This is a genomic window from Mesorhizobium sp. M0028 (assembly GCF_040323855.1).
Taxonomy (GTDB): domain Bacteria; phylum Pseudomonadota; class Alphaproteobacteria; order Rhizobiales; family Rhizobiaceae; genus Mesorhizobium.
This window is the reverse complement of record NZ_JAMYVG010000004.1, coordinates 23499-48540: the sequence shown is the minus strand read 5'-3', so window position 1 is coordinate 48540 and position 25042 is coordinate 23499. Positions and strand designations below refer to the sequence as shown.

26 protein-coding genes and 1 pseudogene are annotated in these 25042 nt (G+C 64.2%); 15 read left to right on the top strand and 12 right to left on the bottom strand.

Annotated elements, in window-relative coordinates:
• Window positions 1-177: 177 nt before the first annotated feature.
• From NKJ93_RS10620 to NKJ93_RS10605, 4 genes are all read right to left on the bottom strand, one after another.
• Window positions 178-1248, bottom strand: coding sequence for an ABC transporter substrate-binding protein (locus NKJ93_RS10620; protein WP_352588946.1), 1071 nt, complete (start codon window positions 1246-1248; stop codon window positions 178-180).
• Complete coding sequence (locus NKJ93_RS10615) at window positions 1233-2111, bottom strand: ABC transporter permease (RefSeq protein WP_352548695.1); 879 nt, start codon at window positions 2109-2111, stop codon at window positions 1233-1235. Before NKJ93_RS10615 ends, NKJ93_RS10620 begins: the two co-directional genes overlap by 16 nt.
• Window positions 2108-2995, bottom strand: coding sequence for an ABC transporter permease (locus tag NKJ93_RS10610; protein ID WP_352548697.1), 888 nt, complete (start codon window positions 2993-2995; stop codon window positions 2108-2110). The genes NKJ93_RS10615 and NKJ93_RS10610 overlap by 4 nt, the downstream gene beginning before the upstream one ends.
• A gap of 84 nt (window positions 2996-3079) precedes the next feature.
• Window positions 3080-4363, bottom strand: coding sequence for an NAD(P)/FAD-dependent oxidoreductase (locus NKJ93_RS10605; RefSeq protein WP_352588943.1), 1284 nt, complete (start codon window positions 4361-4363; stop codon window positions 3080-3082).
• 225 nt (window positions 4364-4588) lie between these two features.
• On the opposite strand from NKJ93_RS10605, the gene NKJ93_RS10600 reads away from it, so the two are divergent.
• Entirely contained in the window at window positions 4589-5746 is a 1158-nt protein-coding gene (locus NKJ93_RS10600; protein WP_352588941.1) for a fumarylacetoacetate hydrolase family protein, read from the top strand.
• A gap of 45 nt (window positions 5747-5791) precedes the next feature.
• Here the strand turns inward: NKJ93_RS10600 and NKJ93_RS10595 are convergent, their stop codons facing one another.
• Window positions 5792-6226: a substrate-binding domain-containing protein gene (locus NKJ93_RS10595; protein ID WP_352494013.1), complete on the bottom strand. Its 435-nt coding sequence runs from the start codon at window positions 6224-6226 to the stop codon at window positions 5792-5794.
• Between the two features lie 85 nt (window positions 6227-6311).
• A pseudogene (locus NKJ93_RS10590) lies at window positions 6312-6848 on the bottom strand (LacI family DNA-binding transcriptional regulator); the annotation flags it as partial.
• On the opposite strand from NKJ93_RS10590, the gene NKJ93_RS10585 reads away from it, so the two are divergent.
• Window positions 6847-7140 (top strand): AMP-binding enzyme, encoded by a 294-nt coding sequence (locus NKJ93_RS10585; protein ID WP_084642413.1) that lies wholly within the window; start codon window positions 6847-6849, stop codon window positions 7138-7140. The pseudogene NKJ93_RS10590 and the gene NKJ93_RS10585 overlap by 2 nt on opposite strands.
• Window positions 7141-7146: 6 nt before the next feature.
• On the opposite strand, the gene NKJ93_RS10580 is transcribed toward NKJ93_RS10585, so the two are convergent.
• From NKJ93_RS10580 to NKJ93_RS10565, 4 genes are all read right to left on the bottom strand, one after another.
• Window positions 7147-8355: a CaiB/BaiF CoA transferase family protein gene (locus tag NKJ93_RS10580; RefSeq protein WP_352588938.1), complete on the bottom strand. Its 1209-nt coding sequence runs from the start codon at window positions 8353-8355 to the stop codon at window positions 7147-7149.
• Window positions 8355-8846, bottom strand: coding sequence for a MaoC family dehydratase (locus NKJ93_RS10575; RefSeq protein ID WP_023716825.1), 492 nt, complete (start codon window positions 8844-8846; stop codon window positions 8355-8357). Before NKJ93_RS10575 ends, NKJ93_RS10580 begins: the two co-directional genes overlap by 1 nt.
• Window position 8847: 1 nt before the next feature.
• Complete coding sequence (locus tag NKJ93_RS10570) at window positions 8848-9084, bottom strand: biotin/lipoyl-containing protein (protein ID WP_023716824.1); 237 nt, start codon at window positions 9082-9084, stop codon at window positions 8848-8850.
• A 172-nt stretch (window positions 9085-9256) separates the two neighbouring features.
• Window positions 9257-10444, bottom strand: a complete 1188-nt coding sequence (locus tag NKJ93_RS10565; protein WP_352588935.1) for an ABC transporter ATP-binding protein — start codon at window positions 10442-10444, stop codon at window positions 9257-9259.
• A gap of 246 nt (window positions 10445-10690) precedes the next feature.
• Between NKJ93_RS10565 and NKJ93_RS10560 the strand changes: the two genes are divergently transcribed.
• The 8 genes from NKJ93_RS10560 (at window position 10691) to NKJ93_RS10525 (ending at window position 17783) form a co-directional block, all read left to right on the top strand.
• On the top strand, window positions 10691-11824 hold the full coding sequence (locus NKJ93_RS10560; RefSeq protein ID WP_352588932.1) for an enolase C-terminal domain-like protein: 1134 nt from the start codon (window positions 10691-10693) through the stop codon (window positions 11822-11824).
• Between the two features lie 39 nt (window positions 11825-11863).
• The gene (locus tag NKJ93_RS10555) at window positions 11864-12661 is read left to right on the top strand and encodes an SDR family NAD(P)-dependent oxidoreductase (protein ID WP_352494009.1); all 798 of its coding nucleotides are present in this window, start codon (window positions 11864-11866) and stop codon (window positions 12659-12661) included.
• A gap of 19 nt (window positions 12662-12680) precedes the next feature.
• On the top strand, window positions 12681-13154 hold the full coding sequence (locus NKJ93_RS10550) for a VOC family protein (RefSeq protein ID WP_352588929.1): 474 nt from the start codon (window positions 12681-12683) through the stop codon (window positions 13152-13154).
• A 96-nt stretch (window positions 13155-13250) separates the two neighbouring features.
• Complete coding sequence (locus NKJ93_RS10545) at window positions 13251-14258, top strand: alpha-ketoacid dehydrogenase subunit beta (RefSeq protein WP_352588926.1); 1008 nt, start codon at window positions 13251-13253, stop codon at window positions 14256-14258.
• Window positions 14255-15289 carry a thiamine pyrophosphate-dependent dehydrogenase E1 component subunit alpha gene (locus NKJ93_RS10540; protein WP_352494006.1) on the top strand — a complete coding sequence of 345 codons (1035 nt, stop codon included), beginning with the start codon at window positions 14255-14257 and terminating at the stop codon, window positions 15287-15289. The genes NKJ93_RS10545 and NKJ93_RS10540 overlap by 4 nt, the downstream gene beginning before the upstream one ends.
• Window positions 15268-15552, top strand: a complete 285-nt coding sequence (locus NKJ93_RS10535; RefSeq protein WP_352494005.1) for a muconolactone Delta-isomerase family protein — start codon at window positions 15268-15270, stop codon at window positions 15550-15552. The genes NKJ93_RS10540 and NKJ93_RS10535 overlap by 22 nt, the downstream gene beginning before the upstream one ends.
• Window positions 15553-15567: 15 nt before the next feature.
• Window positions 15568-16572: a MaoC family dehydratase gene (locus NKJ93_RS10530; protein WP_352588923.1), complete on the top strand. Its 1005-nt coding sequence runs from the start codon at window positions 15568-15570 to the stop codon at window positions 16570-16572.
• Window positions 16569-17783: a CoA transferase gene (locus tag NKJ93_RS10525; protein WP_352588920.1), complete on the top strand. Its 1215-nt coding sequence runs from the start codon at window positions 16569-16571 to the stop codon at window positions 17781-17783. Before NKJ93_RS10530 ends, NKJ93_RS10525 begins: the two co-directional genes overlap by 4 nt.
• Window positions 17784-17896: 113 nt before the next feature.
• On the opposite strand, the gene NKJ93_RS10520 is transcribed toward NKJ93_RS10525, so the two are convergent.
• Together NKJ93_RS10520 and NKJ93_RS10515 are read right to left on the bottom strand one after the other, a co-directional pair.
• Entirely contained in the window at window positions 17897-18913 is a 1017-nt protein-coding gene (locus NKJ93_RS10520) for a LacI family DNA-binding transcriptional regulator (RefSeq protein WP_352484090.1), read from the bottom strand.
• 5 nt (window positions 18914-18918) lie between these two features.
• Entirely contained in the window at window positions 18919-19716 is a 798-nt protein-coding gene (locus NKJ93_RS10515) for an SDR family NAD(P)-dependent oxidoreductase (protein WP_023716813.1), read from the bottom strand.
• A 294-nt stretch (window positions 19717-20010) separates the two neighbouring features.
• On the opposite strand from NKJ93_RS10515, the gene NKJ93_RS10510 reads away from it, so the two are divergent.
• From NKJ93_RS10510 to NKJ93_RS10490, 5 genes are read left to right on the top strand one after another with little or no spacing between them, the layout of a single operon-like run.
• Window positions 20011-21453 carry an extracellular solute-binding protein gene (locus tag NKJ93_RS10510; RefSeq protein WP_352494002.1) on the top strand — a complete coding sequence of 481 codons (1443 nt, stop codon included), beginning with the start codon at window positions 20011-20013 and terminating at the stop codon, window positions 21451-21453.
• A 37-nt stretch (window positions 21454-21490) separates the two neighbouring features.
• On the top strand, window positions 21491-22414 hold the full coding sequence (locus NKJ93_RS10505) for a carbohydrate ABC transporter permease (RefSeq protein ID WP_352484091.1): 924 nt from the start codon (window positions 21491-21493) through the stop codon (window positions 22412-22414).
• Complete coding sequence (locus tag NKJ93_RS10500; RefSeq protein ID WP_352588917.1) at window positions 22411-23244, top strand: carbohydrate ABC transporter permease; 834 nt, start codon at window positions 22411-22413, stop codon at window positions 23242-23244. Before NKJ93_RS10505 ends, NKJ93_RS10500 begins: the two co-directional genes overlap by 4 nt.
• The gene (locus NKJ93_RS10495) at window positions 23241-24149 is read left to right on the top strand and encodes an SMP-30/gluconolactonase/LRE family protein (RefSeq protein ID WP_352588914.1); all 909 of its coding nucleotides are present in this window, start codon (window positions 23241-23243) and stop codon (window positions 24147-24149) included. Before NKJ93_RS10500 ends, NKJ93_RS10495 begins: the two co-directional genes overlap by 4 nt.
• On the top strand, window positions 24146-24973 hold the full coding sequence (locus NKJ93_RS10490; RefSeq protein WP_352588911.1) for an SDR family NAD(P)-dependent oxidoreductase: 828 nt from the start codon (window positions 24146-24148) through the stop codon (window positions 24971-24973). Before NKJ93_RS10495 ends, NKJ93_RS10490 begins: the two co-directional genes overlap by 4 nt.
• Window positions 24974-25042 lie beyond the last annotated feature (69 nt).

Below are 25042 nucleotides of genomic sequence, written 5' to 3'. Positions count from 1 at the left end.
GTTCGTCCTTGTTTGGTAAGGTTTCCCCTTCTCCCCTTGTGGGAGGAGGTGGATAGGCGCGAAGCGCCGAAACGGATGAGGGGTGTTGGGCGGAGTGCCGTCGGTGCCATCTGGAACACCCCTCATCCGTCGCCTTCGGCGACACCTTCTCCCCAAGGGGAGAAGGAAGAAGCAGGCTCAGCCGCCCGCCTTGACCTTCTCGAACATCTTGGCGAGTTCATCATTCTGTTTCATCGGCCCGGTGAAGATGGTGGTCTTCAGCATCACTTCCGGATCGGACGGCAGCTGCAATTTCTCCAGCTCCTCCTTCGGCACGGCAGCGAAAGCCGACCTGGTCGAGCTGCCATAGCCGTAGGCCTGGATCAGGTATTTGCCTGAGTCCGTTTCCAGCCGGCTGTTGATGAAGTCATAGGCGAGGTCGACGTTCTTTGCATCCTTGAGCATGACGAAACCACAAGCCCAGGTAAGCATGCCTTCCTTCGGCTTCATGAACTCGACAGGCACGCCTTGCTTCTTCAGCGACGTGGCCGATGCGTTCCAGGTCATGGCGGCGACCAACTGCCCGCTCGCCAGCGCCTGTTCAACCGATGTCATGTCGGTGGTGTAGTTCGAGAGCAGCGGGCGCTGCTCGCGCAGTTTCTCCGCAACCTTGTCCATCTGTTCCGCCGTCATGTCGAATGGATTGACGCCGGCAAGAAGGGCCGCCACCACCGGAGTATCGTGGACGGCATCGATGGTCGCCATGCGCCCGGCATATTGCTTGTCCCAGAGCAGGTTCCAGCTCGCTTCCGGGTTCTTCACCAGATCGGTGCGGTAGAGAATCGAGGTGTTGCCCCAGTCCCACGGCACCATCCAGACCTTGCCGTCGCCGGCCTGCAGGTCGGGCAGGTTCTTGAAGACCGGGAAGATCGAATCCCAGTTCTTGATGCGCTTGGTGTCGATCGGCTGCAGCAGGCCTTCCTTGTTCCAGCGCGCCACCTTGTCATAGCATGGGTGCGCGACATCGGGGCGGAAGCCGGCCTTGACCTTGGTGAAGGCGTCATCGTCGTCGCCGAACATCGAGGCTTCGACACCATCGGGGTGCACGGCGAGGAAGCTCTTGTTGAAGTCGGGCAGCTCATAGCCCGACCAGGTGAAATATTGCAGCTTGTCGCCGGCAAAGGCGACAGTCGACGCAAGCGCCAGTGCGAAGGCGGCCAGTCCGGTTTTCGCTGCCTTTGTCGTTATCGATTTCAGGTCGAATGCCATTGCAGTTCTCCTCTTTCGGTTTCTTCTGGTTTTGACAGGCTGGCGGGCGCTGACCGCCGGGTGGCAGCGAGCCCGCGATGGCGCAGGATTTCGGCGAGTGCGGCGGTGACGAAGGACACGGCCAGGATCGCCGTGCCCAGCGCCATGACGGTCGGCAGCGATTTTGGGAAGCGCAGCTGGCTCCAGATATAAAGCGGCAGCGTCGGCTCGGTGCCGGCAAGGAAGAAGGCGACGATGAACTCGTCGAACGAGCTCAGGAAGGCCAGCATGAACGCCGAAATAATGGCGGGCAGGCTGAGTGGCAGCATCACCCGCCTGAAGGTCGTCCAGTCGGAGGCGCCCAGGTCGAGTGCTGCCTCACGGATGGTCTTCGGAATGACGGCGAAGCGGCTGCGCATGACCACCACCGTCGCCGGCAGCGCCACCAATATGTGGCCGAGCACAATGGCAATGCGCGACGGCCCAAAGCCGGCGAGGTTGACCAGGATGAGCAGCGATATGCCGACGATGACGCCTGGGATCAGGATCGGCAGCCGCGCTATGGCACTGATGGTGGCGGCCAGCGGCGAGCGTCCGTAGAGGTCCATATAGGACACCGTGATGCCACAGAGCGTGGCGCCGGTGGCGGCAATGGCGCCGATGACGAGGCTGTTGGCGAGCGCACCGGACAGCGCCGAATTGCCTAACAGCGTGCCGTACCATTCAAGCGTAAAGCCTTGCAGGGGAAATGCCGCCTGGACGGAATTGTTGAAGGAAAACAGCGGGATCAGCAATATCGGCAAATACAGGAACACCAGATAGGCAAGGACATAGGCACCGAGCCAGCCGCCGCCCTGCCTTGCATCGATACGCGTCCCGTTCATGTGCGGCTGCTGTATCGGCGGTCGGCGAAGCGCACCACCAGCACCACGGCGAGAATGACCAGCATGACGGCGACGGCGAGTGCGGCGCCGAACGGCCAGTCATTGGCCTTGCCGAACTCGGCCTGGATCAGTGTGCCGATCATCGTGCTGGCAGGGCCGCCGACCAGCGCCGGGGTGACGTAGTCGCCGACGGTCGGCACAAAAACGACGAGGGCCGCAGCCAGCACGCCAGGCATCGAATTGGGCAGCACGACGCGGCGGAAGCTGGTGAACGGTTTTGCGCCGAGATCGGAAGCGGCTTCGAGCAGCGATTTCGGGATCGTGTCTAGCGCCACGTAGATGGGCAGGATAGCGAATGGCGCATAAGCGTGGGCGAGCGTGACGACGACTGCTGCCGGCGTATTCAAGAACGCCAATGTCGGCTCCGACCAGATGCCGCTTTCAATCAGCGCCGAGTTCAGCACGCCATTATAGGCAAGCACTATCTTCCAGGCGAAGACGCGCAGGAGATAGCTGGTCCAGAACGGCAGGGTCAGCAGGAACAGCAGCAGCCCACGCCGCCGCCCGGCATGGAAAGCCAGATAATAGGCGACGGGATAGGCGGTGACGACGGTTGCGAGCGTGACCAGGCCGGCGATGCCCAGCGAGCGCAGCGTCACCGTCCAGTACAGTGGATCGGTGGCCACAGTGACGAAATTCGCAAGGGTAAAACCAGCCCCCAGCAGCGAGCCGTCATTGCCGCGGAAGGCAAGGAAGAACACCAAGCCAAGGGCGAAAAGGATCAGCAGAAAGGTGACCAGCCCGCCGGGCAGCAGCATAGCGAAACGGAAGCCTGGCGAAGACCGGGTTTCCGGCAGCGGCTGCGTTGCGGCAATGGTCGACATTGACTGTCCGTCGAAATTTGAAATCGACTAAGCTTTTTTCATATTGGTGAAACTGTCAAGCTGTTTCACGCTTGGGAATGAAAGTCAGCGTTCGAACGCGTCCAGCATCCGGTACCAGGCGATGGTCGCGGCAACGCCGACCTGCCGAAACGCGTGAAAAGGGATCGGCCGGATCGGCGATATCGGGAACGGCAATTGCCTGGTGTCGCCGCTCGACAGATAGGAGGCGATGCGCTCGCCAAGCGCGGTCATCAGGCCGATGCCGCGGCCCTGGCAGCCGACGACCGCCAGGAGACCCTTCTCTGGCTCGTGGATATGCGGGAGATGGTCCGGCGTCATTGCCACCCTGCCGAACCACCGCTTTTCAATGGCAATGTCTGACAGCGCCGGATAAAGCCGCAGCAGAGCGCGTTCAAGATGCGCCCAGTCGGCCGGGCCGTTCGGCAAAGCCATGCGGCCGCGCCCGCCGAGCACCAGCCGGCCGTCGGCACTCTTGCGGTAATAGACGAGGATGCGGCGCGAATCCGAAACCGCCTGCCCTTCCGGCAGGATCGCCGCAGCGAGATTGGACGATAGCGGCGCTGTCGCGATCTGGAAGGAATGCAGCGGAACGATCGTCTCGGCGAGGCCGGGGAGCAGGCCGCCGGTATAGGCGTTGGTCGCCAGAACGACCACCTTGGCCTTCAGTTCGGCGCCGCTTTCCGCCGAAACGTGCCAAATGCCAGCATCCTTGCTGATCTGCATCACGTTCTGGCGTTCGGCGATCTTCACGCCCGCCGCGGCAGCGACGCGCGCCAGTTCCGACGTGTAGGCGAGCGGATCGATGACACCGGCGCGGCGATCGAGCCAGCCGCCGAGATAGCCTTGCGCGCCGGTCATCGTCGCAATCTCCGTCGCGCTCAGCAGCCGGACATCGGCGCCGCGGGCGCGCCACTGCCGATCCCGGTTTGCCGCCGCTTTTAGCGCGGTCCCGGTATGCGCCGCCTGGATCCAGCCATTACGGACGAACGGCACCGCCAGTCCTTCGTCGCGGATCAATTCGAAGACGGTGTCAGCGGTCGAGGCGGCAAAGTTGACGAGCGCTTCGCCGCGCTCCAGACCAAAATGCTCCAGCAGCCAGTCCGGATCGTATTTCAGGCCGGGAATGACCTGACCGCCGTTCAGGCCGGATGCGCCATTGCCGATTTCGCCGGCGTCCAGCACCTGGACGGCAAGACCGAGCCGGGCGGCGTGCAAGGCCGTCGACAGCCCCATGATGCCGCCGCCGACGATGACGACATCGACGCGTCGGCCGGCTGGAAAAAGCGACTGGAACGCGGTTGCTGTCCGCGGCTTTTGCCAGATTGGATCGGAAAACCGTAAGCGCAAGCGTCACCTGGAGATTTCAGTAAGTGAAAACCCTAGCGACGATTTCATTATTTTGAAAGAGCGTTTTCCATGGCCATTGGCGCACGTCAGGCTCGATCAAGGTCCAGCGATGCGAAGACCGCTGGAAAGAATTGACAAAGCTCACCCTGGAAGCGGGATAGACGTTTGGCGGGAATTTGTTGAAAGTGCCGCGGCCCAAGGACAAGACAACAGGAAACGTAAGTCATGACGAACGCCACACATTTGCCCGCCGAGGGCCTCTTCGTAGGCCGCGCCCGGACGAGCGATGCTTCCCATCCGCTGGTGGTCACGGTGCGCGACGGCACGGTCTTCGACATCACGTCAAATGTGGCACCGACCGTACGCGACATTTGCGAATTGCCGGATCCGGCAGGACACGTCCGCTCGGCCAAGGGGCGGCCGATCGGCCCGCTCGAAGCCATTGCCGCCAACAGTTTCGAGACAGCGCGCGATCCGGGAACGCCGTACCTACTGTCCCCCGTCGACCTGCAGGCGATCAAGGCGTCTGGCGTTACCTTTGTCGTCAGCCTGCTCGAGCGCGTCATCGAGGAACAGGCGCGCGGCTCGGCGGAGAAGGCGGACGCCATTCGAGCCGACATCGCCGGGCTGATCGGCCACGATCTGTCGAAGCTCAAACCCGGCTCGCCGGAAGCGATGGAGATCAAGGCCAAGCTGATCGCGCGCGGCGCCTGGTCGCAATATCTGGAAGTCGGCATCGGGCCCGATGCCGAGATCTTCACCAAATGCCAGCCGATGGCCTCGGTCGGCTTCGGCGCCGATGTTGGCCTGCATCCGGTTTCGACATGGAACAATCCGGAGCCGGAGATCGCCATGATTGCCGCCAGCAGCGGCAGGATTGTCGGGGCGACGATCGGCAACGACGTCAATCTGCGCGACGTCGAGGGACGCTCGGCGCTCCTGCTCGGCAAAGCCAAGGACAACAACGCTTCGGCAGCACTTGGCCCCTTTATCCGGCTGTTCGACGAGACATTTTCCATCGGCGACGTGAAGAAGGCGGTCGTACGGCTGAAGGTCGAGGGCGAGGACGGGTTCTCGCTGGAGGGCGCCAGTTCGATGGCCGAGATCAGCCGTTCGCCGGAAGAGCTGGTCGCAGCCGCCATGGGGCCGCACCACCAGTACCCGGACGGGCTCGCGCTCTATCTCGGCACGATGTTCGTGCCGTCGAAGGATCGCGGCGAAAAAGGCAAGGGTTTTACCCACAAGGTCAGCGACATCGTCACCATCTCGTCGGACAAGTTCGGCGCCTTGGTCAACCGCGTGCGGCTGTCACCCGACTGCCCGCACTGGACCTATGGCGCCAGCCATCTGATGCGCGACCTCGCCAGAGCCGACCTGATCTGAATAGAGAACGATCCAATTCGGCAGTAACCAGGCCGTGAACCGCCTCTATTTCGGGACGGGCAAGCAGGAGCCGCCGAGGATCAGATGGGTCGGAAAGGCGATGCGTTGCGCCGGCCGCTCGCTCTGGCGGCCGAGCCGCTCCAGCAGAAGCTGTGCTGCGGTGCGGCCGATCTCCTCGACGGCCCGGTCGATGAGCGTGATCGGGCCGGGATAAAGCAGCGCGACGTCCGACCTGTCGCAGCCGATCAGCGAGATATCGCCCGGGACCGAAACGCCTTGCTGCTGGATGGCGCGCAGCACGCCGACCAGAATGCGGTTGCCGGCGGCGATGATGGCGGTTGGACGCTCCTTCATCTGGAACAGGGCGGTGGCCTCGCGGAAACCGAAGTCCACCGAGAGGCTTTGCGAGCGGATCAGGTCCTGCGGCACCGGCAGGCCGCTGCGCTGGAACGCCTCGACGAAGCCGCGCACCCCGTTCACGGCCCGGCCTGATGTCGCTGCCGGCCGTGATGATGGCAATGCGACGGTGCCCGAGTTCGATCAGATAGCTTGTCGCCTGCCGTAACCCGGCGGCGTGCTCGGTCAGCACCGCGTCGATCTCGAGCGGAACGTCGCGATCGAGCAGTACTGATGGAATCCGCAACTCCTTCAAGCGCTTGATGGTGCGCGCATCCTGTTCGTTGTTGATGGTCATGATCATGCCGTCGGCCCGCCCATGCTGCAGCATGCCGATCGCCGCCGCCTCCTCGGTGGCCCGGCCGTTGGTGCTCATCAGGTAAAGCGAATAGCCGCGCTGGCGCATTTCCGCGTCCACCGCCTTGAAGCAACTGGCATGCCAGGGATTGGCAATGTCGTCGATCACGAAACCAACCGTCATGGTGTTTCGACGGCGCATGTTCTGGGCGCGCGAATCGGGCTGGAAGCCGAGCGACTGGATTGCAGCGCGTACCTTCCCCAACGTCTCCGGCCTGACAGTCTCAGGCGCGTTCAAGCTCCGTGAAACGGTTCCGACGGACACGCCGGAAACGCGCGCCACGTCGCGTATTGTCGCCGCCAGAATCCGGGTTTTCCATGTCGCGAAACTGAAAATCGAACGCGACATGATGAATGCTGGCGACTTCCGCGTCTCGCCGCTGGAAGTCGAGGCAGCGCTTGCGCCCTGCCCCGGCGTCGCCGAGATCGCCGTTGCCGAACACCGGGTGCGCGACGATGTCTCGGTCATCGCGGCCTATGTCGTGCGCAAGGCAGGCGTCAGCGTCAGCGCCGAAGATATCGTCGCCCTGGCGGGGCAAAGGCTCGCCGCCTACAAACGGCCGAAACAGGTGTTCTTCATGCCGAGCCTGCCGCGCAGCGCCAACGGCAAATTGCTGCGCCGAAATCTCGCGCCGGACTGAAGTGGTTCAGGTCTTCTGCGTCGGCTTCTTTGCGGCTCCCCGACCCCCAGCGAAGCGGGCGAGCACCGCCTCGGTATCGGCGTCGAACGGACGGCCCTGATGACGCAGGCGGCCGGGTGTCTTCGACATGCCGGCAACGACATTCTGCATCACCACGCCGTCCACTTCGGCGATCATACCGCGGGCGCGGAAATGCTCGTCGTCAAAGATGTCCTTCATGTCAAGGACCTTGGCGATTGCCGCATCGACGCGGCGGAACTCGCGCAGCACCTCCTCGGATGGCCGGCCGGCGACCCAGGCGGCGACATAGGCCTCCAATGCCTCGCGGTTCTGGCTGCGGGCCTGGAAGCCGGCAAAGCGGGGATCGTCACCGTGACCGATCAAGGCCAGGACGCGGCGGGCGACTGAATCGGACGAGCTCGAAATCGCCACCCACACGCCATCGGCGCAGCGATAGGTGCCGCGCGGGACGGTGTAGGGGATGCCGGAGCCGAGCCGCGGCTGCAGATAGCCGAGATGGGCATAGGCGGACGGTAACGGCCCCATGATCTGGAACATCGAGTTGAGCAGATTGACGTCGACTGTCTGGCCTTCGCCTGTCCGCTCGGCATGACGCAGCGCCGCCAGTGCCGCAAAGGCGCCGACAAGGGCGGTGACTTCGTCGGTCATGGCGATCGGCGGCAGAAGCGGCGGGCCCCCGGCCTCGCCGAGGAGCCCGGAAAACCCACTCATCGCCTCGGCAATCGTGGCGAAGCCCGGATGCATGGCATAGGGACCATCCTGGCCGAAACCGGTGATGCGCAGGATCACCAGCCTGGGATTGCGGCGCAGCAGTTCGTCCGGCGCAAAACCCAGCGCCTCGAGCTTGCCCGGCCGCATGTTCTCGATCAGTACGTTGGCGTCGAGCAGCAGCGACCAGAGATTTTCCTTGCCGGTATCGGTCTTGAGGTCGAGCGCAATGACCTGCTTGTTGCGGTTGACCAGTTTCCAGAAATAGGAATCCGTTTCCCCCGGACCGGTCCACCCCATGCGGCGGGTCGGGTCGCCACCCGGCCCCTCGACCTTGATGACCTCCGCGCCGAAATCAGCAAGATAACGGCCGGCACCCGGCCCGGCTACGACGGTGGCCAGCTCGATGACGCGGACGCCGTCGAGCGGCCCCGACGCTTCGGCCTTCGGCACGGTCTTGGTCGCTGGCGGAGCCGGCTTGTCCATCACGCGTCCTTCCCGGGGCGCAGCGGCAGCAGGACCGAGCGCGTGAATGTGCAGACTTTGAGCCGGTCCTGGTTGAACCCATCCGTGCGAACGGTCAAAACCCCCTCGCCCTGCCTGGAGGCGGATGGACGCTGCGCCAGTATTTCGGTCTCGCCATAGAGCGTATCGCCATGGAACAACGGAGCGAGATGGCGCAGCTCGCTGAGGCCGAGATTGGCGACCGCGCGTCCGGAAATGTCGGGTACGCTCATGCCGAGAAGCAGCGAGTAGACATAGGTGCCGACGACGACATTGCGGCCTTGCGCCATTTCGGTCTCGGCGAAATGGCGGTCGATGTGGAGCGGGCTGGCCGCCATGGTCAGCAGGCAAAACAGGTGGTCATCGGCCTCGGTAACGGTCTTGCCCGGCCAGTGCTTGAACACGTCGCCGATCTCGTAGTCGTCGAGATACGAGCCAAACCTTTCGTCGCGGGCCGAATGAACCCTCGGCATGTCAGACCTCGAGCACCAGGGTCGGGGCGCCGGTCCTCACGTCATCGCCGACAGCGATCAATATCTCGATGACGGTTCCGGCGAAGGGTGCGGGAACCTCGACCTGGGTTTTGTCGGTCTCCACCGTGAACAGGGTTTGCCCCTCGGTGATCTTGGCACCGATGCTGGCCTGGATTTCGCTGATGACGACTTCATCGACGGCATCGCCGACTTTGGGCATCTTGAGTGTGGAACGCATCGTCAGTTCTCCGTCCGTAAGGCGAGGATTGAAGGAAGTCCGCCGGCTGCCAGCCAGGCCTCACAGCGGATGGGCGCTTGAAAACACCCACTTCTTCGTTGCCAGACGACAAGACCCCCGCCAAGATCGAGCGCAAAGACTTCGGTGAAATTCGAGGCGGCACGCGTTCTCATCACAGCGCCTTGCCCGTGGTGCCGTCGAAGAGATGCGCGCGGCTACCATCGATGACGAGTTCCAGCATCGTGTCGCGGCGCGGCACCTTGTCGGCGCTGACGCGAAGCACGATCAGGCGGGCATCCCGGCGCACCAGCTCGGCCGGATCGGCGGGAGTGCCGATCGAATAATCATCAGCGGTGCGGATGACGACCTGGGGATTGGCTGGAGCCACCGCGATGAAGGATTCAGGTTCGAGCTGTTCGACCAGCTCGACACGGGCGGCCAGACAGCTTGCTGCCCCCCCGCCGGCCGAAGCTTCGCCTGCAGGCCGCCATGACAGGTGCTCCGGCCGGAGGCCGACCAGCAATGTTCTGCCGGCCGGGAGGTCGTGGGCATCCGACTTCGGTGTCACAACCAGCCGACCGTCGCCGATGGACACGACCATCTTGCCGCGCCCGGCATCGACTACCGTTGCCTCCAGGAAATTCATCGCCGGGCTGCCGATGAAACCGGCAACGAAAATGTTGGACGGCGCGTGATAGAGCGCGTGCGGCGTGTCGTACTGCTGCAGCGCGCCGCGCGAAAAGACGGCGACGCGGCTGCCGAGCGTCATCGCTTCGACCTGATCGTGGGTGACATGGATTGTGGTGACGCCGAGCCGCGCATGCAGGCGGCTGAGCTCGGCGCGTAGCTGGACGCGCAATTTCGCGTCAAGATTGGAGAGCGGCTCGTCGAGCAAAAAAGCCTCCGGATCGCGCACAATGGCGCGGCCCATGGCGACACGCTGCCGCTGGCCGCCGGAGAGCTCGCGCGGCTTACGCTCAAGCAGATCGGTGAGGTCGAGAATGCGCGCCGCTTCGCTGACGCGGCGGTCGATCTCGGCCCTGGCAAATTTACGCAACTGCAGCGCGAAGGCGATGTTCTCGTGCACCGTCATTTGCGGGTAGAGCGCATAGTTCTGGAAGACCATGGCAATGTCGCGATCGCGCGGCGACACCTCGTTCATCACCTTGCCATTGATGCTGATCTTGCCGGTGGTGATGGATTCCAGCCCAGCGATCATGCGCAATAATGTCGACTTGCCGCAGCCGGACGGGCCGACGAAGACGACGAACTCGCCGTCCTCGACCTCAAGGTCGACGCCATGGACCGCCGAAACGGCGCCATAGAGCTTGCCGACCTTCTGCAGGCTGATCGATCCCATCAACACCCTTCCCTGCGCAACGGCCTGCAAGCAGCCAGGCGCGGGCGATGCAGGAGCGCATTTCGCACCGTTGGCGACTGCCGACAAAAGCGGTCCCGCACCAGAAATTGTGGCGCGAGACTAGGCAATTCGAGAATCTATGTCAATCGTTTGACCAGACCAGATCAATCGGTTGACCAAACCGCCTCGCGGGGCTATGGTTGCTCCGCTTTCCCGGGTCGGCCGGGGTCCTTGGGAGGGGATGGAATGCCTGGTCCTTCAACTATCGTCGATATCAGGGTCGCCGCCATACAGGGCCAATTGCCGGCGCCGGTGATCTTTGGCGACTGGGTGATGAAGCAAAGGGAATTCGTGGTCGTGCGGCTGCGCACGCAGTCCGGCCATGAGGGCTGGTCGTTCACGCTGACGCGGGATGGCGCCTGCGCCGAGCAGATCCGCAAGAGCATCGCCCCAGTTTATATCGGTACCGACGTTGGCGACCGCGTGAAGACCTTCAAGACAGCCAAGGGGCGCAGCTACGGTTCGCACAGCGCCGGTGTCGGCTTGCGCGCGCTGTCGCAGGTCGACCTCGCCGCATGGGACGCGGCAGCAAAGATAGCGGACAAGTCGATCGCCGAGTTCCTCGGCGGAACAACCGCGCCAATGCCGGCAACCGCGATCGTCGGCTACCCGCCGGCGCTGATGAACCCGCAGCAGATCGGCGAGCAGGTGAAAGGGCTCTATACCGCGGGCTGGCGCCGGTTCAAGGCGCCAATGGGCGTCACGCTGGATGAATCCGAAGCGCGGCTGCGCGCCGCGCGCAGGAACGCGCCGGACGCCTGGCTCGGCACCGATCTGGTCTGGATGTTCTCGGACGTCGACGCGGCTGCCGCCTATGCCAACCGCCTCGCCGATCTCAATATGGGCTGCATCGAAGACATCTTCCCGCCGGGAAACGCCAGGAAGCTCGCCGAACTGCGCAAACGCGTGCCGATGCCGATCTGGCAAGGCGACGAACAGGGCGGCTCCTACTATCCCGAAGCGCTAATCATGGCCGGCTCCGTCGACCGCGTGCGCGTCGACCTGACCTGCATGGGTGGGATTACCGGCGGCCGCGCCATCATCGACGAGTGCCTTGCCGCGGGCGTCGATTTCGGTCCGCACATGTTCGCGCATGTGCACAGCCAGGTGTTCAGCGCCTGGGGCTTTTCCGACAAGCCGGTCGAATGGGGCGTGCCGTGGAGCGGCGTCGACCCCTATGCGGACAGCCTGGTGCAACCCGAAATCATCAAGGGCGGGCTGATGAAGCCGCTTCCTGCCAAACCTGGCTTCGGCGACATGATCAACCGGGAATGGGCGCTGAGCCAACCGCACCAGGATCCCGACCACATTCTCGACTGACCAAAGCCGCCGTGGAGCGGCCTAGACACGGGCATAGCGATGACCGACGACCAGACCGTTCCCGCCAATTATGCAGCGGGCCTCTTCGACCTCTCCGGCCGCGTCGCCGTCGTCACCGGCGGCGGCAGCGGGCTGGGTGCCGCGATCGCGATCGGCTACGCGCAATTGGGCGTCACCGTCATCGTTGCCGACATCAACATGGCCGGCGCCGAAGCGACGCGCGCAACGATCGCCGAACAGGGTGGCAAAGCCGAGGTCGCCAGCCTCGATGTCACCAAGCGCGACCAGTGCTTCGCCTTGGCCGAGGCGGTCAAGCGCGGTCACGGGCATGTCGACATACTGGTCAACAGCGCCGGCTCGGCCTTCCGCAGCCCGGCCGAGGAGTTCCCCGAGGACAAATTCAACTTCATCCTCGACCTCAACCTGAAGGGCACGTATTTCTGCTGCCAGGCCTTTGGCGGAGTGATGCTCGGCCAGAACAAGGGCTCGATCATCAACATCGCCTCGATCGGCTCGTTCAAAGCCTATCCCTGGGCGAGCGCCTATCTCGCGTCGAAGGGCGGCGTCCTGCAGGTCACCCGCGCACTGGCGCTCGAGTGGCGCGACCGCGGCGTCAGGGTCAACGGCATCGGGCCGACACTGATGGAATCGCCGCTGACCAGGGCGGCGGGAGCGACAAGCTCGATCACCGCCGATTTCATCAAGGCGCGTATGCCGCGGCCGCGACTCGGCTTGCCGCGCGAACTGATCGGCACGGCGGTGTTCCTCGCCAGCGACGCCTCGGAACTGGTCACCGGCCATGTCGTCATGTGCGACGACGGCTATCTGAACGCCTGACCAAAGGAGCGCAGACGGAATGGCCAGGATCACGAAAGCCCATCACACCGGCTTCACCGTGCGCTCGCTCGACCGCTCGATCGCGTTCTATCGCGACGTGCTCGGATTCGAGCTGGCGTTCCAATGGAACCCGCGTGCGCCCTATATCGGCGAATTGGTCGGCTATCCAGAAGTCGACCTGCACAGCGCCATCCTGCGCCTGCCCGGTACCGACGTCTGCCTCGAGCTTCTGGAATACCGCAATGTCGAGCAGATTCCCGTCGACATGCATAACGGCAATGTCGGCAATGGCCACATCGCCTTCAACGTCGATGACCTCATGTCGTTCTACGAAAAACTGACGGCGATGGGCGTCAAATCCGTGTCGCCGCCGGTGACACCGACGATCGGGCCGAACAAGGGCGGCAAGGCGGTTTACCTGATCGACCCGGACGGCTTCCGCGTCGAGCTCATCGAAAGTGCCCAAGCCTTCGGCAGCTACAAACCGGAATGACGCCAGTGCCGATAAAAACGTTTCCAAATCTTTTCCGCTGCGATGATTTCGCCGACGCTATCGACGATCCGAGCAGTGCATTGGGAGGTCTGAACCTTGGCTAAAATCTGGATACGGCAAGCGGTTCTGCGGGCGCTTGACGATGCAATGACGGATGACCCCAGCGTCATCGTCATGGGTGAAGACATCGCCGCCGCCGGCGGTCCGTTCAAGGTGACCGAGGGGCTGCTTGCCACGCACGGCCCCGAACGGGTGATCGACACACCGATTTCGGAAATGGCGTTCATGGGTGCCGCGGTCGGTGCTGCCGTCTGCGGCCTGAAGCCGGTGGTCGAGATGATGTTCATCGAATTCATCGGCGTCGCGCTCGACCAGTTGACGACGCAGGCGGCAACGATGCGCTATCTGTCGCGCGGCCGGCTGACGACGCCGCTCGTCGTGCGCGCGTCAGCCGGCGCCGGCCAGGGGTTTGGCTGCCAGCATTCGCAGATGCTCGACCACTGGTTCCGCGGCACGCCCGGCCTCAAGGTCGCGGTGACCAGCAATGCACGCACGACCTATGGCCTGCTGCGGTCGGCGATCGAAGATCCGGATCCGGTGGTGGTGCTCGAACCGCGTGTGCTTTACGCCGAGCGCGAGGAATACGAATTCGACCGCAACTACCGCATTCCGCTCGGCCAGGCCGAGATCGCGCGGCCCGGCAGCGACGTGACGCTCGTCACCTGCGGCGCGATGCGGCGGGTGGCGCTCGCGGCAGCGGAAACCAGCCACGCCAATATCGAGGTCGTCGACCTTCTGACGCTGTGGCCATGGGACCGCCGGAGTGTTGCCGAATCGGTTGCGCGCACAGGCCGCCTAGTGACACTCGAGGAGGCGCCGGCCGGCAGCGGCTGGGGCGGCGATGTCGTCTCGTCGATCGCCATCGAAGCGTTCGGCCGGCTGAAGGCGCCGCCGCATCGTATCACTCTTCCCGAAGCGCCCGTACCTTATAGCGGCGCGCTGGAAGCCCGTTTCCTGCCGAGCCCAGCCTATGTGGCCGAGCAGATCGCGACGCTTGTCTCGACCAACAAGCCACCCCTGCCGTGGTGGAGGAACGCAGCATGACGCTCTCCAATTCGAATGTGCCGATCGTGCGGCGCGAGGCCTTGAAGAACAGGCTGGAGCAGCTCACGCGCATGGTCGAGATCCGCGCGGTCGAGGAGCGCATCCAGAAACTCTTCGCCGAAGGACATGTCCGCGGCAGCACACATCTTGCCTGTGGACAGGAGGCCGTCTCGGTCGGCATCGCGCGCTCGATCGATCCCGACGACATCGTGACCTGCACCTATCGCGGCCATGGCCACGCGTTGGCGCTCGGCGTGTCGCCAACGGCGGTTATCGGCGAGATCTGCGGCCGCGTCATCGGTTGCGCCGGTGGCCTCGGCGGTTCCATGCATCTGGTCGAGCCAGAGGTCGGGCTGCTGCCGACCGCCGCCATTGTCGGCGCCGGCCTGCCGATCGCCTGCGGCGCGGCGATGGCGGCACGCGCCCGCGGCAAGGACCGCATCGCCGTATCCATTTTCGGCGACGGCTCGGCCAATATCGGCGCCTTCCACGAGTCGCTCAATTTCGCGGCGATCCGCAAGCTGCCGGTGGTCTTCGTCTGCGAGAACAATCTCTACGGCGAATACACCCGTATCCAGCTGTCGACCCCGGTCGAGGACATCGCCATACGTGCAGCGAGCTACAATATGCCGGGCGTCGTCGCCGACGGGCAGGATGTCGACAAGGTGGCGGAGGCGATGGCGACCGCCGTCGCCCGCGCCCGCCGCGGCGAAGGGCCGACACTGATCGAAATGAAGACCTATCGCTATTCCGGCCATTCACGTTCGGACCCGGCGACCTATCGGCCGGCCGGCGAGCTCGATGCCTGGCTGAAGCGTGACCCGATCGACATCCTGGCAGAGCGGCTGGCCGGCGAAAAAATATTGGCGCCGGGCGGTCTCGACCAGCTTAAGGCCGACATAAGCGATGCCGTGGAGCGGGCGACAATGGAGGTGCTGGACTCACCGGCGCCGGATCTCGGCGAAATCCTGGCGCATGTCGGCGCCCATTCGGCTGGAGGGGACCAGAGATGGAATTTCTGGTCGAAATAGAGGTAAATTTCCCGCCCGACGGCGACCCCCTGCAAAAGGCGGAGCTGATCGCGGCAGAAGGCCGTCGCGCCAAGGAACTGGCCGCGGCCGGCATCGTGCGCCGGCTGTGGCGTCAGCCGGGCCGATGGGCGAATTTCGGCATCTGGGAGGCGCCGGACGCGACCGCGCTGCATGAGGCGATCGCGTCGCTGCCGTTCTACCCCTGGCTGAAGGTGGTGGTGCGGCCGCTGGCAGCGCATCCTTCTGATCCGGGCCGAAGCTGACGAAGGTTCAGCAGCGTGATCACGTCTCCCCCCGCAACAGGCATCGACGGTCCGTTCTACGAGGATCTCCGCATCGGCGACCGCTTCGACGGAGCGCCGGTGATGCGGCTGAGCGATGGCCTTGCCGCTGCCCACCATGCAATCGTCGGCGGCAGGCTGAGGCTGGCCTTCGATGCGGCACTGTCGGCATCCGTGACCGGACTAAAGCAGCCTTTTGCCGCGCCGGCGCTGGTCTGGGACGTGGCGATCGGCCAGTCGACGCTGGTGACGCAGCGGGCGATCGCCAACCTCTTCTACCGCGGTCTGATCTTTCGCCGGGCGCCGGCGATCGGCGACAGTTTGAAGACCGTCACCACCATCATCGGGCTGCGGTCCGCCGCCGCCAGGCCGGGGCGTGCGTCGCGCGGCCTGGTCACCATGCGGATCGCCACCAGCGATCAGGAGGACCGACCGGTACTCGATTTCTGCCGGTGCGCGCTACTACCGGCCAGACAGGCAGGGGATGGTGCCGCGCAGGGCGAAACCGATCCGCCGCGATCCGAGTTCACGGGAGCGCCGGCGGCGATCGGCGGATGGAACCTCGACGTTTACCGCAAGGCGGTGCCTGGCCCGCATTTCAACGATCTCAGCGCCGGCACCATCCATCGCCTTGCCGGCGGCGATGTGGTGAGCAGCGCGCCGGAGCTGGCGCGGCTGACGATGAACCTGGCGACGATCCACCATGACCGCACCCAGACGGGGCAGCGCCTCGTCTATGGCGGCCATACGATCGGGCTGGCAGCGGCACAGTTGACCCGTGCACTGCCGTCGCTGGTCACCTTTTTGGGCTGGCAGGACTGCGATCATCTGGGGCCGGTGCACGAGGGCGACACGCTGCACTCCGAAATCGGCATCGGGCACTGCGAGCCTCTGCCCGGCGGCGGTGGGCTGGTGCATTTGCGCTCACTGGTGCGGGCGACCGCTTCCGATGGCGGGATTTCCGACGTGCTCGACTGGCGATCAGTGGGGCTGTTCGCATGAGCGGCGGCATTCTCGCCGGCCTTAGCATCGTCGAGGGCTCGGCCTTCGTGGCGGCACCGCTCGGCGGCATGACGCTGGCACAATTGGGGGCCGACGTGATCCGCTACGACCAGATCGGCGGTGGGCTCGACCATGGCCGGTGGCCAGTGGCGGACAACGGCCAGAGCCTGTTCTGGGCCGGCATGAACAAGGGCAAGCGTTCGATCCAGATCAACCTGCAGTCGCCCGAAGGGCAGGACGTCGTGGCCAGTCTGATCGCGAGACCGGGGCCGGGCAACGGCATCTTCCTGACCAATTTTGCGGCGCGCGGCGCCCTCTCCTACGAGGCCCTGAAGCACCGGCGCAACGACGTCATCATGATCGCGCTGACCGGCAACAATGATGGAACCAGCGAGGTCGACTATACCGTCAACGCGGCAACCGGCTTTGCCGAAATCACCGGCGCGCGCGGCGCCACGGAGCCTACCAATAGCGTGCTGCCGGCCTGGGACATCGCGATGGGCGAGATGGCGGCGGTGGGCGTGCTTGCCGCCGACCGCCACCGCAGCCGCACCGGCAACGGGTCATTGGTGAAACTGGCGCTATCGGACGTAGCGCTGGCCATGATCGGCAATCTCGGTCGGCTGGCGCAGGCCGAACTTGGAGGCAGTGCCGAAAAGGACGGCAACTATCTCTATGGTGCGTTCGGGCGGGATTTCCTCACCGCCGACGACCGCCGCGTCATGGTGATGGCGCTGACCGGCCGGCAATGGGCCGTACTGCTGCAGGCGACCGGGCTGGACACGGCAAAGCTCGCGGCAACAAGCGGCGCCGACCTCGACAGCGAAGGCGGGCGTTATGCGGCGCGCGAGGCGATCGCCGCCCTACTGGCGCCGTGGTTTTCGGCACGGAGCTTCGCCGACGTGCGGCGCATCTTCACGGCATCCGGCGTCTCGTGGGGGCCTTACCAGACATTCCGGCAATTGTTGGTCGAGGATCCGCGCTGCTCGACGGACAACCCGATGTTCGCAAAGGTCGATCACCCCGGTCTCGGATCGCTGCTGACCCCGACTTCGCCACTGGATTTCTCCTCGGTGGAACGGCTTCCTGCAGTCCGCGCGCCCGTACTTGGCGAGCACACCGACGAGATCCTGACCGAACTGGGGTTGAGCGACGGCGAGATCGGAAGCCTGCACGACCGCGGCATCGTCGCCGGTCCGGCGACGGCTTGAGCCGCGAAGCTTTAGCGCAATTCCAGGAAAGGTGTGAAACGGTTTTCCGTCCGGAATTGCGTAGAAACAAAGAGATAGAGCGGTTCGGCGTTTCCGTGAAACGATGAACCGCTTTAGCGAGGCGGCGGCGCCACGGATTCGCGGTAAACCAGCTTCGGCGGGATATCGATGACGACATCCTGCGGTTCGCGCCCCTGGATCATGGCTTCGAGCTCGACTACGGCGCGCGCGCCCATTTCGGCGAGCGGGGTAATGATGGCGGTCAGCGGCGGCGCGGTAAAGATGGCGTCCTCGCCGTCGAGCGTGACCACCGAAAGATCGTCCGGCACGCGCACGCCGCGCACACGGGCCGCCGCCAGCGCACCGATGCCGACCAGCATGTTGAAGGCGAAGACGCCGGTCGGGCGTTGCGCCTCATCGAGCAGCCTGTGCAAGGCATCGTAGCCACCGCGGCGCGAGACCGGGCCGGCGATTTCGACGACGGCCGGCAGGCCGGCAGCCTGGCAGACTTCGACGAAGCCATGGCGCCGGCGTCGCGAGGTGTCGAGTTCGGGCAACGCGCCGATGAAGCCGAGGCGCCGATGGCCGGCCTCGATCAGGGTCTGCGCGGCAAGCCGTCCCGAAGCCTGGTCGTCGACGGTGACGCTGCGGCCGATGCTGGAACGGCGGTTGACGAAGACGTGCGGCACCGGATTGTTCTCGATGGCAGCGATCATCTCGCTGGTTTCGGCGCTGACGGCGATGATCAGCCCGTCGATGCGGCGTTCGCTGACCAACCGCATATAGGCGGCGGCGGAGGTGCGCTCGTCCGCAACCTCGGCAATGAGCATGACGTAGCCGGACCGTTCGGCCTGGCGCATCGCACCATGCACCGTCTCGGCATAGATTGGATTGGTGAGGTCGGGCAGCAGAATGCCGAGTGCGCCGGTGCGCTGGGTGCGCAGGTTGCGAGCAAGCGCATGTGGGCGATAGTTGACCCGGCTTGCCTCGTCGATGATTGCTTGGCGCGTCTGCGGCCGCACGCTGATGCCGCCGTCGTTGAGCACCTTGGAAACGGTGGAAACGTCGACGCCGACAGTGCGGGCAATGTCCTTCAGCGTGGCGCGCCCCGGCGGGCTGATTGGCTTCAAAGGCTTCAGCCCTTTCCGTACATGGCGAGCAGTTGCGCGTCGGGCGCATAGCGGTAGCAGCGCGAGGTCAAGCCGCCATCGACGGCCAGCGACTGGCCGGTGACGAACGAGGCCTCGGACGAAATCAGCCACGAGACGGCGGCCGCGATCTCCTCCGGCTCGCCGATGCGCTCGAGCGGATGCTGAATCGACATTTCCTTTTCAGCCACCGCGCTGTCGGGGCTGTCGCGGATCACGCGTTGCACCAGCGCCGTACGGACGGCGCCGGGCGCGACCGCATTGGCGCGGATGCCGATCGGCCCGTATTCGACCGCGATATAGCGGGTCAGCGCATCGATGCCGGCCTTGGCCACATCATAGGCCGCCCACATGTTGAAGGCCGAGCGGCCATGCACCGAGGAGACATTGACGATCGAACCGGTCGCCCGGTCTCGAACCCACGTCCGGATGGCTTCGGACGAGCCCCAGAAATGCGACATCAGGTTGACGGCGAACAAACGCTCGACCTCGGGCTCATTGGGTTCATGCAGATTGCCCATCAAGGCGATGCCGACATTGTTGACCCATCCGCGCAACGGCGCGAGTTGTTCCGCCGCCTCGCGGGCGGCTTTCAGCACCGAGCGGTCGGATGCGTCGCCGCACACCGCATGATGGCCGTTGCCAAGCGTCTTGCCAAGCGCCTCGGCTGCCGCCCGGTCAAGTTCGAGGCCGACGACATTCCAGCCGTCGGCGGCCAATCGGATCGCTATGGCGCGTCCTATGCCGTCGCCCGCACCTGTCACGACAACGCTTCCCAGGCTCATCGACGACCTCCCTGTCGGTTCGGGCTTCGGATGCGCTGGAAGGCCGCCATTCAGTCGCCTGGCACATTGTTGTTTGCCAGCGTGTAGAGGCCGTGCGCGACAGCTGTCAAGCGCCTGCGCCCGAGACAATTTTCACCCATAGAGCACGGCATCGATAACACGACGTGTTTGTTCAAGCAATCGTTTGAGCGATCATTAAGCAATCGATTGACTATTTAGATCGCCGGATGCAATCTGCCGTCCGGACCGATGCAGTCCCGTCGGCAGAACAAAGAAGAAACTGGGGAGTGAGACATGAGCGGAAAAGAGCAGACGGATCACCCGCGGCCCGGCGAAAACGCCGCCGTGGATACAGGCGGCCTGACGCGCCGCGACCTGATGCAGCGCGCCGGCATGCTGGGCCTGGCAACGGCGTTTGGAGGACTTGGCGGCACCGTGCCGCTCTACGCCGCCGGTTTCGACATGAAGAAGTTCGCCGGCACCAAAATCAACATCCTGATGACCGGCGATGAGAACGACCATCGCGCGCTCGCCGACATGCTGCCGAAATTCGTCGAGGAGACCGGCATGGAACTGGAGATCACCTCGCCGGCACTCGGCGCGCTGATCGAAAAGACATTGCAGAACCTCAAGGCAGACAAATCCTCGTTCGAATTGATCGAGTATCTTGGGTTCCTGACGACCCAGCAGGTTGGCGGCGGCTATTACGAGCAGCTCAACGCCTATATCGACGATCCCGCAAAAACGCCGCCGGACTGGGATTTCGCCGATCTCATCCCGGCGGCGATGAAGAATGTCGGCATTTTCGACATGGCCTCCGGCACGGTCGGCAAAGGCAAGGACGTCTACGGCATACCCGGCCTGCATTCCGGGTCGGTCATCTATTTCTATCGCAAGGACCTGTTCGACGCGGCAGGCCTGCAGCCGGCCAAGACCTGGGACGAGTTCAAGGCTGCCGCCGAGAAGCTCAACACCGACGACGTGGCCGGTTGCTCCTTCATCGGCGCCAACGATTTCTCGCTCGCCGCGGTCGACTGGTACACTCGCTTCATCACCACTGGCGGCGTGCTGATGACCGGCAGCGCCAAGGAGAAGAATTTTAAGCCGCAGGTCAATTCCAAGGAAGGCATCGGCGCCTTGCAGATGCTGATCGACCTGCTGCCCTATGCGCCGAAGAATGTGACCAAATACGGCTTTGCCGAAAACGTCGACGGCTTCTCCACCGGCAAGATCGCGCAGATGATCTTCTGGTCTACAATTGCCGGGCCGATCCTGAACAGCGAGAATTCCATGGTCGCCGAGACCACCGCGACCACCCCGGTTCCTTCCGGCGACGGCAAGTCGCCGCGGGCAATCCAAGGCGGCTGGGGGGTCGGCATCCCGAAGAATATCGACCCGGCGAAGAAGGACGCCGCCTGGCTGGCGCTGACCTGGATCACCAGCAAGGCGGTGAACCGCTATTCCATCGAGAAATACAACATCGATGCGAACCGCACCTCGGCTTTCACAGATCCCGAGCTGGTGGCGAAGTTCCCCTACCTCAAGGACGCGCTGACGGCGATCGAGACGGCCGACACCATACCGACGTCGCTGATCCCGGAATTCTTTCAACTCAACGATGTCATGAACGTCGAGTTCAACGCGGCGCTGATCGGCACGCAAGATGCCAAGACTGCCTGTGAAAAAGTGCAGACCCAGTGGGAGGCGATCTTGCGGAAGGCAGGCCACCTTGCCTGATCGGTGCCCGCGCGGATCGCTGTGGATGTGATTTTCGATGAGCCTTGCGACAACCGCCGCCACCCAGACGAAATTCGTCTTCGGCACACGTGACGAGCCGGGGAGAGCCGTGTGGCTGCTCCTCGGCCCGTGCCTGCTTTACCTGATCGTCTTCAGCATTTATCCGCTGTTCCACAGCCTGCGCCTGTCGCTTACAGATTTGACCGCCGCGACCGGCACCGGCAATTTCGTCGGCCTCGCCAATTACCGTGCCCTGCTGGTCGATCCGCTGTTTTGGAACGCCGCCATGAACAGCGCCATCATGGTGTTTTTCTCGGTTTCCATCCAGGTCGTGCTCGGCGTCGCACTGGCGATGTTCTTCAACCTGCAGCTGAAGGGCGCCTGGATCGTGCGCGGCATCCTGTTGCTGCCGATGCTGATGACGCCGATCATCGTCGGGGTGATGTGGCGCGCCCTGCTCAATCCGGACTGGGGGCTGGTCAACTGGGCGATAAAGCAGATCGGACTGACGCCACCCGACTGGCTGGGCTCGGTCGGCATGTCGATGGTCACGGTGATCCTCGTCGACTGCTGGCAATGGACGCCATTCGTCTTCATCATCGTCTTTGCGCGCCTGCAGGCGCTGTCGCAGGACGTCTTCGAAGCCGCCCAGGTCGACGGCGCCGGCCCATTCGTCACCTTCCGGCGCATCACGCTGCCGATGCTGACGCCGGCCATCGTCTTCGCCGCCGTGTTCCGCGCCGTCGATGCTTTCCGTTCGTTCGACCTGATCTACGGGCTGAGCTATGGCGGGCCAGCGCGCAGCACGACGACGCTGTCCTTTTTCTCGTTCCAGAACGGCTTCCAGTTCCAGAATTACGGCTATGCCGCGGCGGTCGCCTACATGATGCTTCTGATCCTCGCCGTCGGCACGACAGTGATGCTCAGATACGTCCAGATCCGGCCCGGGAACTCGCGATGAGTATCCGCCCGGGCCGGGTCATCGCCTACCTCTTCCTCATTGTGCTCGGCATCTTCGGCGCCGCGCCCTTCCTCTATCTGGCGGTGCTGTCGACCAAGAAGCGCATCGAGATCCTGGCGCAGGTGCCACCGACGCTCAACCTCAACTGGACGCAGATCGTCAAGAACTACAATGAGGTGCTGTTCAGCCAGGGGATGCTGGCCTTCACCCTCAACTCCATCATCGTGGTCGGCATCGCAACCGCAGCCGCGATTCTGATCGGCACGCCGGCGGCCTATGCGTTTTCAAGGCTGCGCTTCAAGCATAGCGAGCAGCTGGCAAGCACCATCCTGTCGATGCGCTTCATGCCGCCGATCGCTGTCGCCATTCCGCTGTTTCTGATGGTCAAGACGGCCGGCCTGCAGGACAGTTATCCGGGCCTGGTCCTGCCCTATATCGCCTTTTCGCTGCCGCTCGTGGTGTGGATCATGATCGGCTTCTTCGACGAAATCCCGAGCGAGATCGATGAAGCGGCGATGATCGACGGCTGCACGCGCGTCGGTGTGCTGTGGCACGTCATGCTGCCGATCGTGCGGCCGGGCCTGGTGACGGCAGCGCTGTTCGGCGCGCTGTTCATCTGGAACGAGTTCCTGGTCGCACTCTACGTCATCGACAGCCGTGCCTTCCAGACCATATCGCTGGGTGCCGCGACCCTGGTCAGCGCGCAGCGACCGATCGACTGGAACATCGCCGCGACGGTCGGCGTCGTCACCGTCATCCCGATCCTCCTCTTCTCGCTTTTCGTCCAGCGCTACATCGTGCGCGGACTAACCGCGGGGGCCGTGAAATGAAGAACGATCTTTCGCCGGAACTGGTGACGGACAATCTCGGATGGCCGGAAGGGCCGACCGTGATGCCGGACGGCAGCCTGGTCTTCGTCGAAAGCTACCGCAGCCAGCTGACCATTGTCGGCAAGGACGACAAGGCAAGGCAATTCGCCTATGTCACAGGCGCGCCGAACTCCTGCGTGCTTGGCTCCGACGGCGCGCTCTATGTCTGCCAGAACGGCGGCACCGTCGGTCCGTGGCGCGCGCCTGAGATGACCGTGCCATCGATCCAGCGGGTGCGGCCGGGCGCCGGGCCGGAAATTCTGGTGACCGAGGTCGAGGGCGTCAAACTCAATGGCCCGAACGATCTGGTCTTTGCGCCGGATGGTACGCTGGTCTGGACCGACCCCGGCACCTATAATCCCGCCAGTCCCGCCCCGAGCTACATTTTTGCGCTGGCACCGGACGGCAAGGCGACAATCAAGGTGGCCTTCCCAGAACCGGTGTTTCCGAACGGCATCGTCGTCGAGGCCGACGGCTCGATCGTCTGGGACGAATCTTACACCGGCCGTGTCAGGCGACTGAAGGGCGACGGCAGCATCGAGGATCTCGGCCGCATGCCGGGGGATAACCCGATCCTCGACGGCATGACGATCGCCGCCGACGGTTCGCTGCTGGTCACGGATCTGGTCGGCGGCGGCATCCATGTCGTCGCCCGCGACGGCGCCATCAAGGGCTTCATCAAGTGCGGCGGCGCGCCGACCAATCTCGCCTTCGATGGCGAGACGCTGTGGGTGACCGACGCCAGCGTGCTGGCATCGAGCGACAAACCGTCCTATGCCGGGCGCCTGTGGCGGCTGAAAGTGCCGGGCGGCGGCGCCCCGACCTACAAAGGCACGATCAAAATGGCAGCGGAGGCGGGCGCATGAGCCCGCGCGAACCGTTTCCCGGACTTTCCTATCAAGGCAAGGTCGCCTTCATCACCGGCGGCGGCTCGGGCATAGGCCGCGAGACGGCGCTGACACTGGCCGATCTCGGCGCCGATGTCGCCATCCTCGACTGGACCGCGGGCGCTGCTGCAGACACCGCCAGGCAGGTCAAGCACATCGGTCGGAAAGCGATCGCCTTCGAAGGCGATGCCGGTCATGAGAAGACCGTCGCCGATGCCTTTGCGGCGACGCGCAAGCAGCTTGGCGAAATCGATGTCGCCGTGGCCTGTGCCGGCGTGCTCGGCGTCGGCGGGCCGGTGTTCGAGACCTCGGTCGAGGATTTCGAGCAGGTGATGGGCGTCAACGTGCGAGGCTCATTCCTGGTGGTGCGCGAGGCGGCCAAGGGCATGCGCAAGCAAAAGAGCGGCGCCATCGTGCTGCTCTCCAGCCTCGATGGGCTGCAGGCCGAGCACGGCATGTTCTCCTACTGCGTGTCGAAGGGAGCGCTGCTCAACCTTGCCCGCGCGGCGGCGCTCGACCTGGCGCGGGACCGGGTCACGGTCAATTGCGTCTGCCCGAGCGTGACCCATACGCCGCTGCTGGCCGGACGGCTGGCAGCGCTGCCGAATGGTGACGAGATCCTCGCCTCCTACGCCGAGCGGCATCCGCTCGGCCGGGTGCTGACACCGCGTGACATCGCAGCGGCGATTGCGTTCGTCGCCTCGCCCATAGCCAATGGCATTACAGGCGCTGCCATTCCGGTCGATGCAGGCATCGGTGCCACATGGGACAATTTTCGCGACCCGGCCTGGATCAAGGGCTGATCTTGACATCCGGAATCTGAGGTCTTCGGTATCAAACAGGCCCGCAGCGCCCACGACAAGGGACGTCAT

Bases quoted from the DNA above. Each gene is read 5' to 3' on its own strand.
- NKJ93_RS10620 (WP_352588946.1), bottom strand. From the start codon at position 1,248: ATGGCATTCGACCTGAAATCGATAACGACAAAGGCAGCGAAAACCGGA.
- NKJ93_RS10615 (WP_352548695.1), bottom strand. From the start codon at position 2,111: ATGAACGGGACGCGTATCGATGCAAGGCAGGGCGGCGGCTGGCTCGGT.
- NKJ93_RS10610 (WP_352548697.1), bottom strand. From the start codon at position 2,995: ATGTCGACCATTGCCGCAACGCAGCCGCTGCCGGAAACCCGGTCTTCG.
- NKJ93_RS10600 (WP_352588941.1), top strand. From the start codon at position 4,589: ATGACGAACGCCACACATTTGCCCGCCGAGGGCCTCTTCGTAGGCCGC.
- NKJ93_RS10585 (WP_084642413.1), top strand. From the start codon at position 6,847: ATGATGAATGCTGGCGACTTCCGCGTCTCGCCGCTGGAAGTCGAGGCA.
- NKJ93_RS10580 (WP_352588938.1), bottom strand. From the start codon at position 8,355: ATGGACAAGCCGGCTCCGCCAGCGACCAAGACCGTGCCGAAGGCCGAA.
- NKJ93_RS10575 (WP_023716825.1), bottom strand. From the start codon at position 8,846: ATGCCGAGGGTTCATTCGGCCCGCGACGAAAGGTTTGGCTCGTATCTC.
- NKJ93_RS10570 (WP_023716824.1), bottom strand. From the start codon at position 9,084: ATGCGTTCCACACTCAAGATGCCCAAAGTCGGCGATGCCGTCGATGAA.
- NKJ93_RS10565 (WP_352588935.1), bottom strand. From the start codon at position 10,444: ATGGGATCGATCAGCCTGCAGAAGGTCGGCAAGCTCTATGGCGCCGTT.
- NKJ93_RS10560 (WP_352588932.1), top strand. From the start codon at position 10,691: ATGCCTGGTCCTTCAACTATCGTCGATATCAGGGTCGCCGCCATACAG.
- NKJ93_RS10555 (WP_352494009.1), top strand. From the start codon at position 11,864: ATGACCGACGACCAGACCGTTCCCGCCAATTATGCAGCGGGCCTCTTC.
- NKJ93_RS10550 (WP_352588929.1), top strand. From the start codon at position 12,681: ATGGCCAGGATCACGAAAGCCCATCACACCGGCTTCACCGTGCGCTCG.
- NKJ93_RS10540 (WP_352494006.1), top strand. From the start codon at position 14,255: ATGACGCTCTCCAATTCGAATGTGCCGATCGTGCGGCGCGAGGCCTTG.
- NKJ93_RS10535 (WP_352494005.1), top strand. From the start codon at position 15,268: ATGGAATTTCTGGTCGAAATAGAGGTAAATTTCCCGCCCGACGGCGAC.
- NKJ93_RS10525 (WP_352588920.1), top strand. From the start codon at position 16,569: ATGAGCGGCGGCATTCTCGCCGGCCTTAGCATCGTCGAGGGCTCGGCC.
- NKJ93_RS10515 (WP_023716813.1), bottom strand. From the start codon at position 19,716: ATGAGCCTGGGAAGCGTTGTCGTGACAGGTGCGGGCGACGGCATAGGA.
- NKJ93_RS10510 (WP_352494002.1), top strand. From the start codon at position 20,011: ATGAGCGGAAAAGAGCAGACGGATCACCCGCGGCCCGGCGAAAACGCC.
- NKJ93_RS10505 (WP_352484091.1), top strand. From the start codon at position 21,491: ATGAGCCTTGCGACAACCGCCGCCACCCAGACGAAATTCGTCTTCGGC.
- NKJ93_RS10500 (WP_352588917.1), top strand. From the start codon at position 22,411: ATGAGTATCCGCCCGGGCCGGGTCATCGCCTACCTCTTCCTCATTGTG.
- NKJ93_RS10495 (WP_352588914.1), top strand. From the start codon at position 23,241: ATGAAGAACGATCTTTCGCCGGAACTGGTGACGGACAATCTCGGATGG.
- NKJ93_RS10490 (WP_352588911.1), top strand. From the start codon at position 24,146: ATGAGCCCGCGCGAACCGTTTCCCGGACTTTCCTATCAAGGCAAGGTC.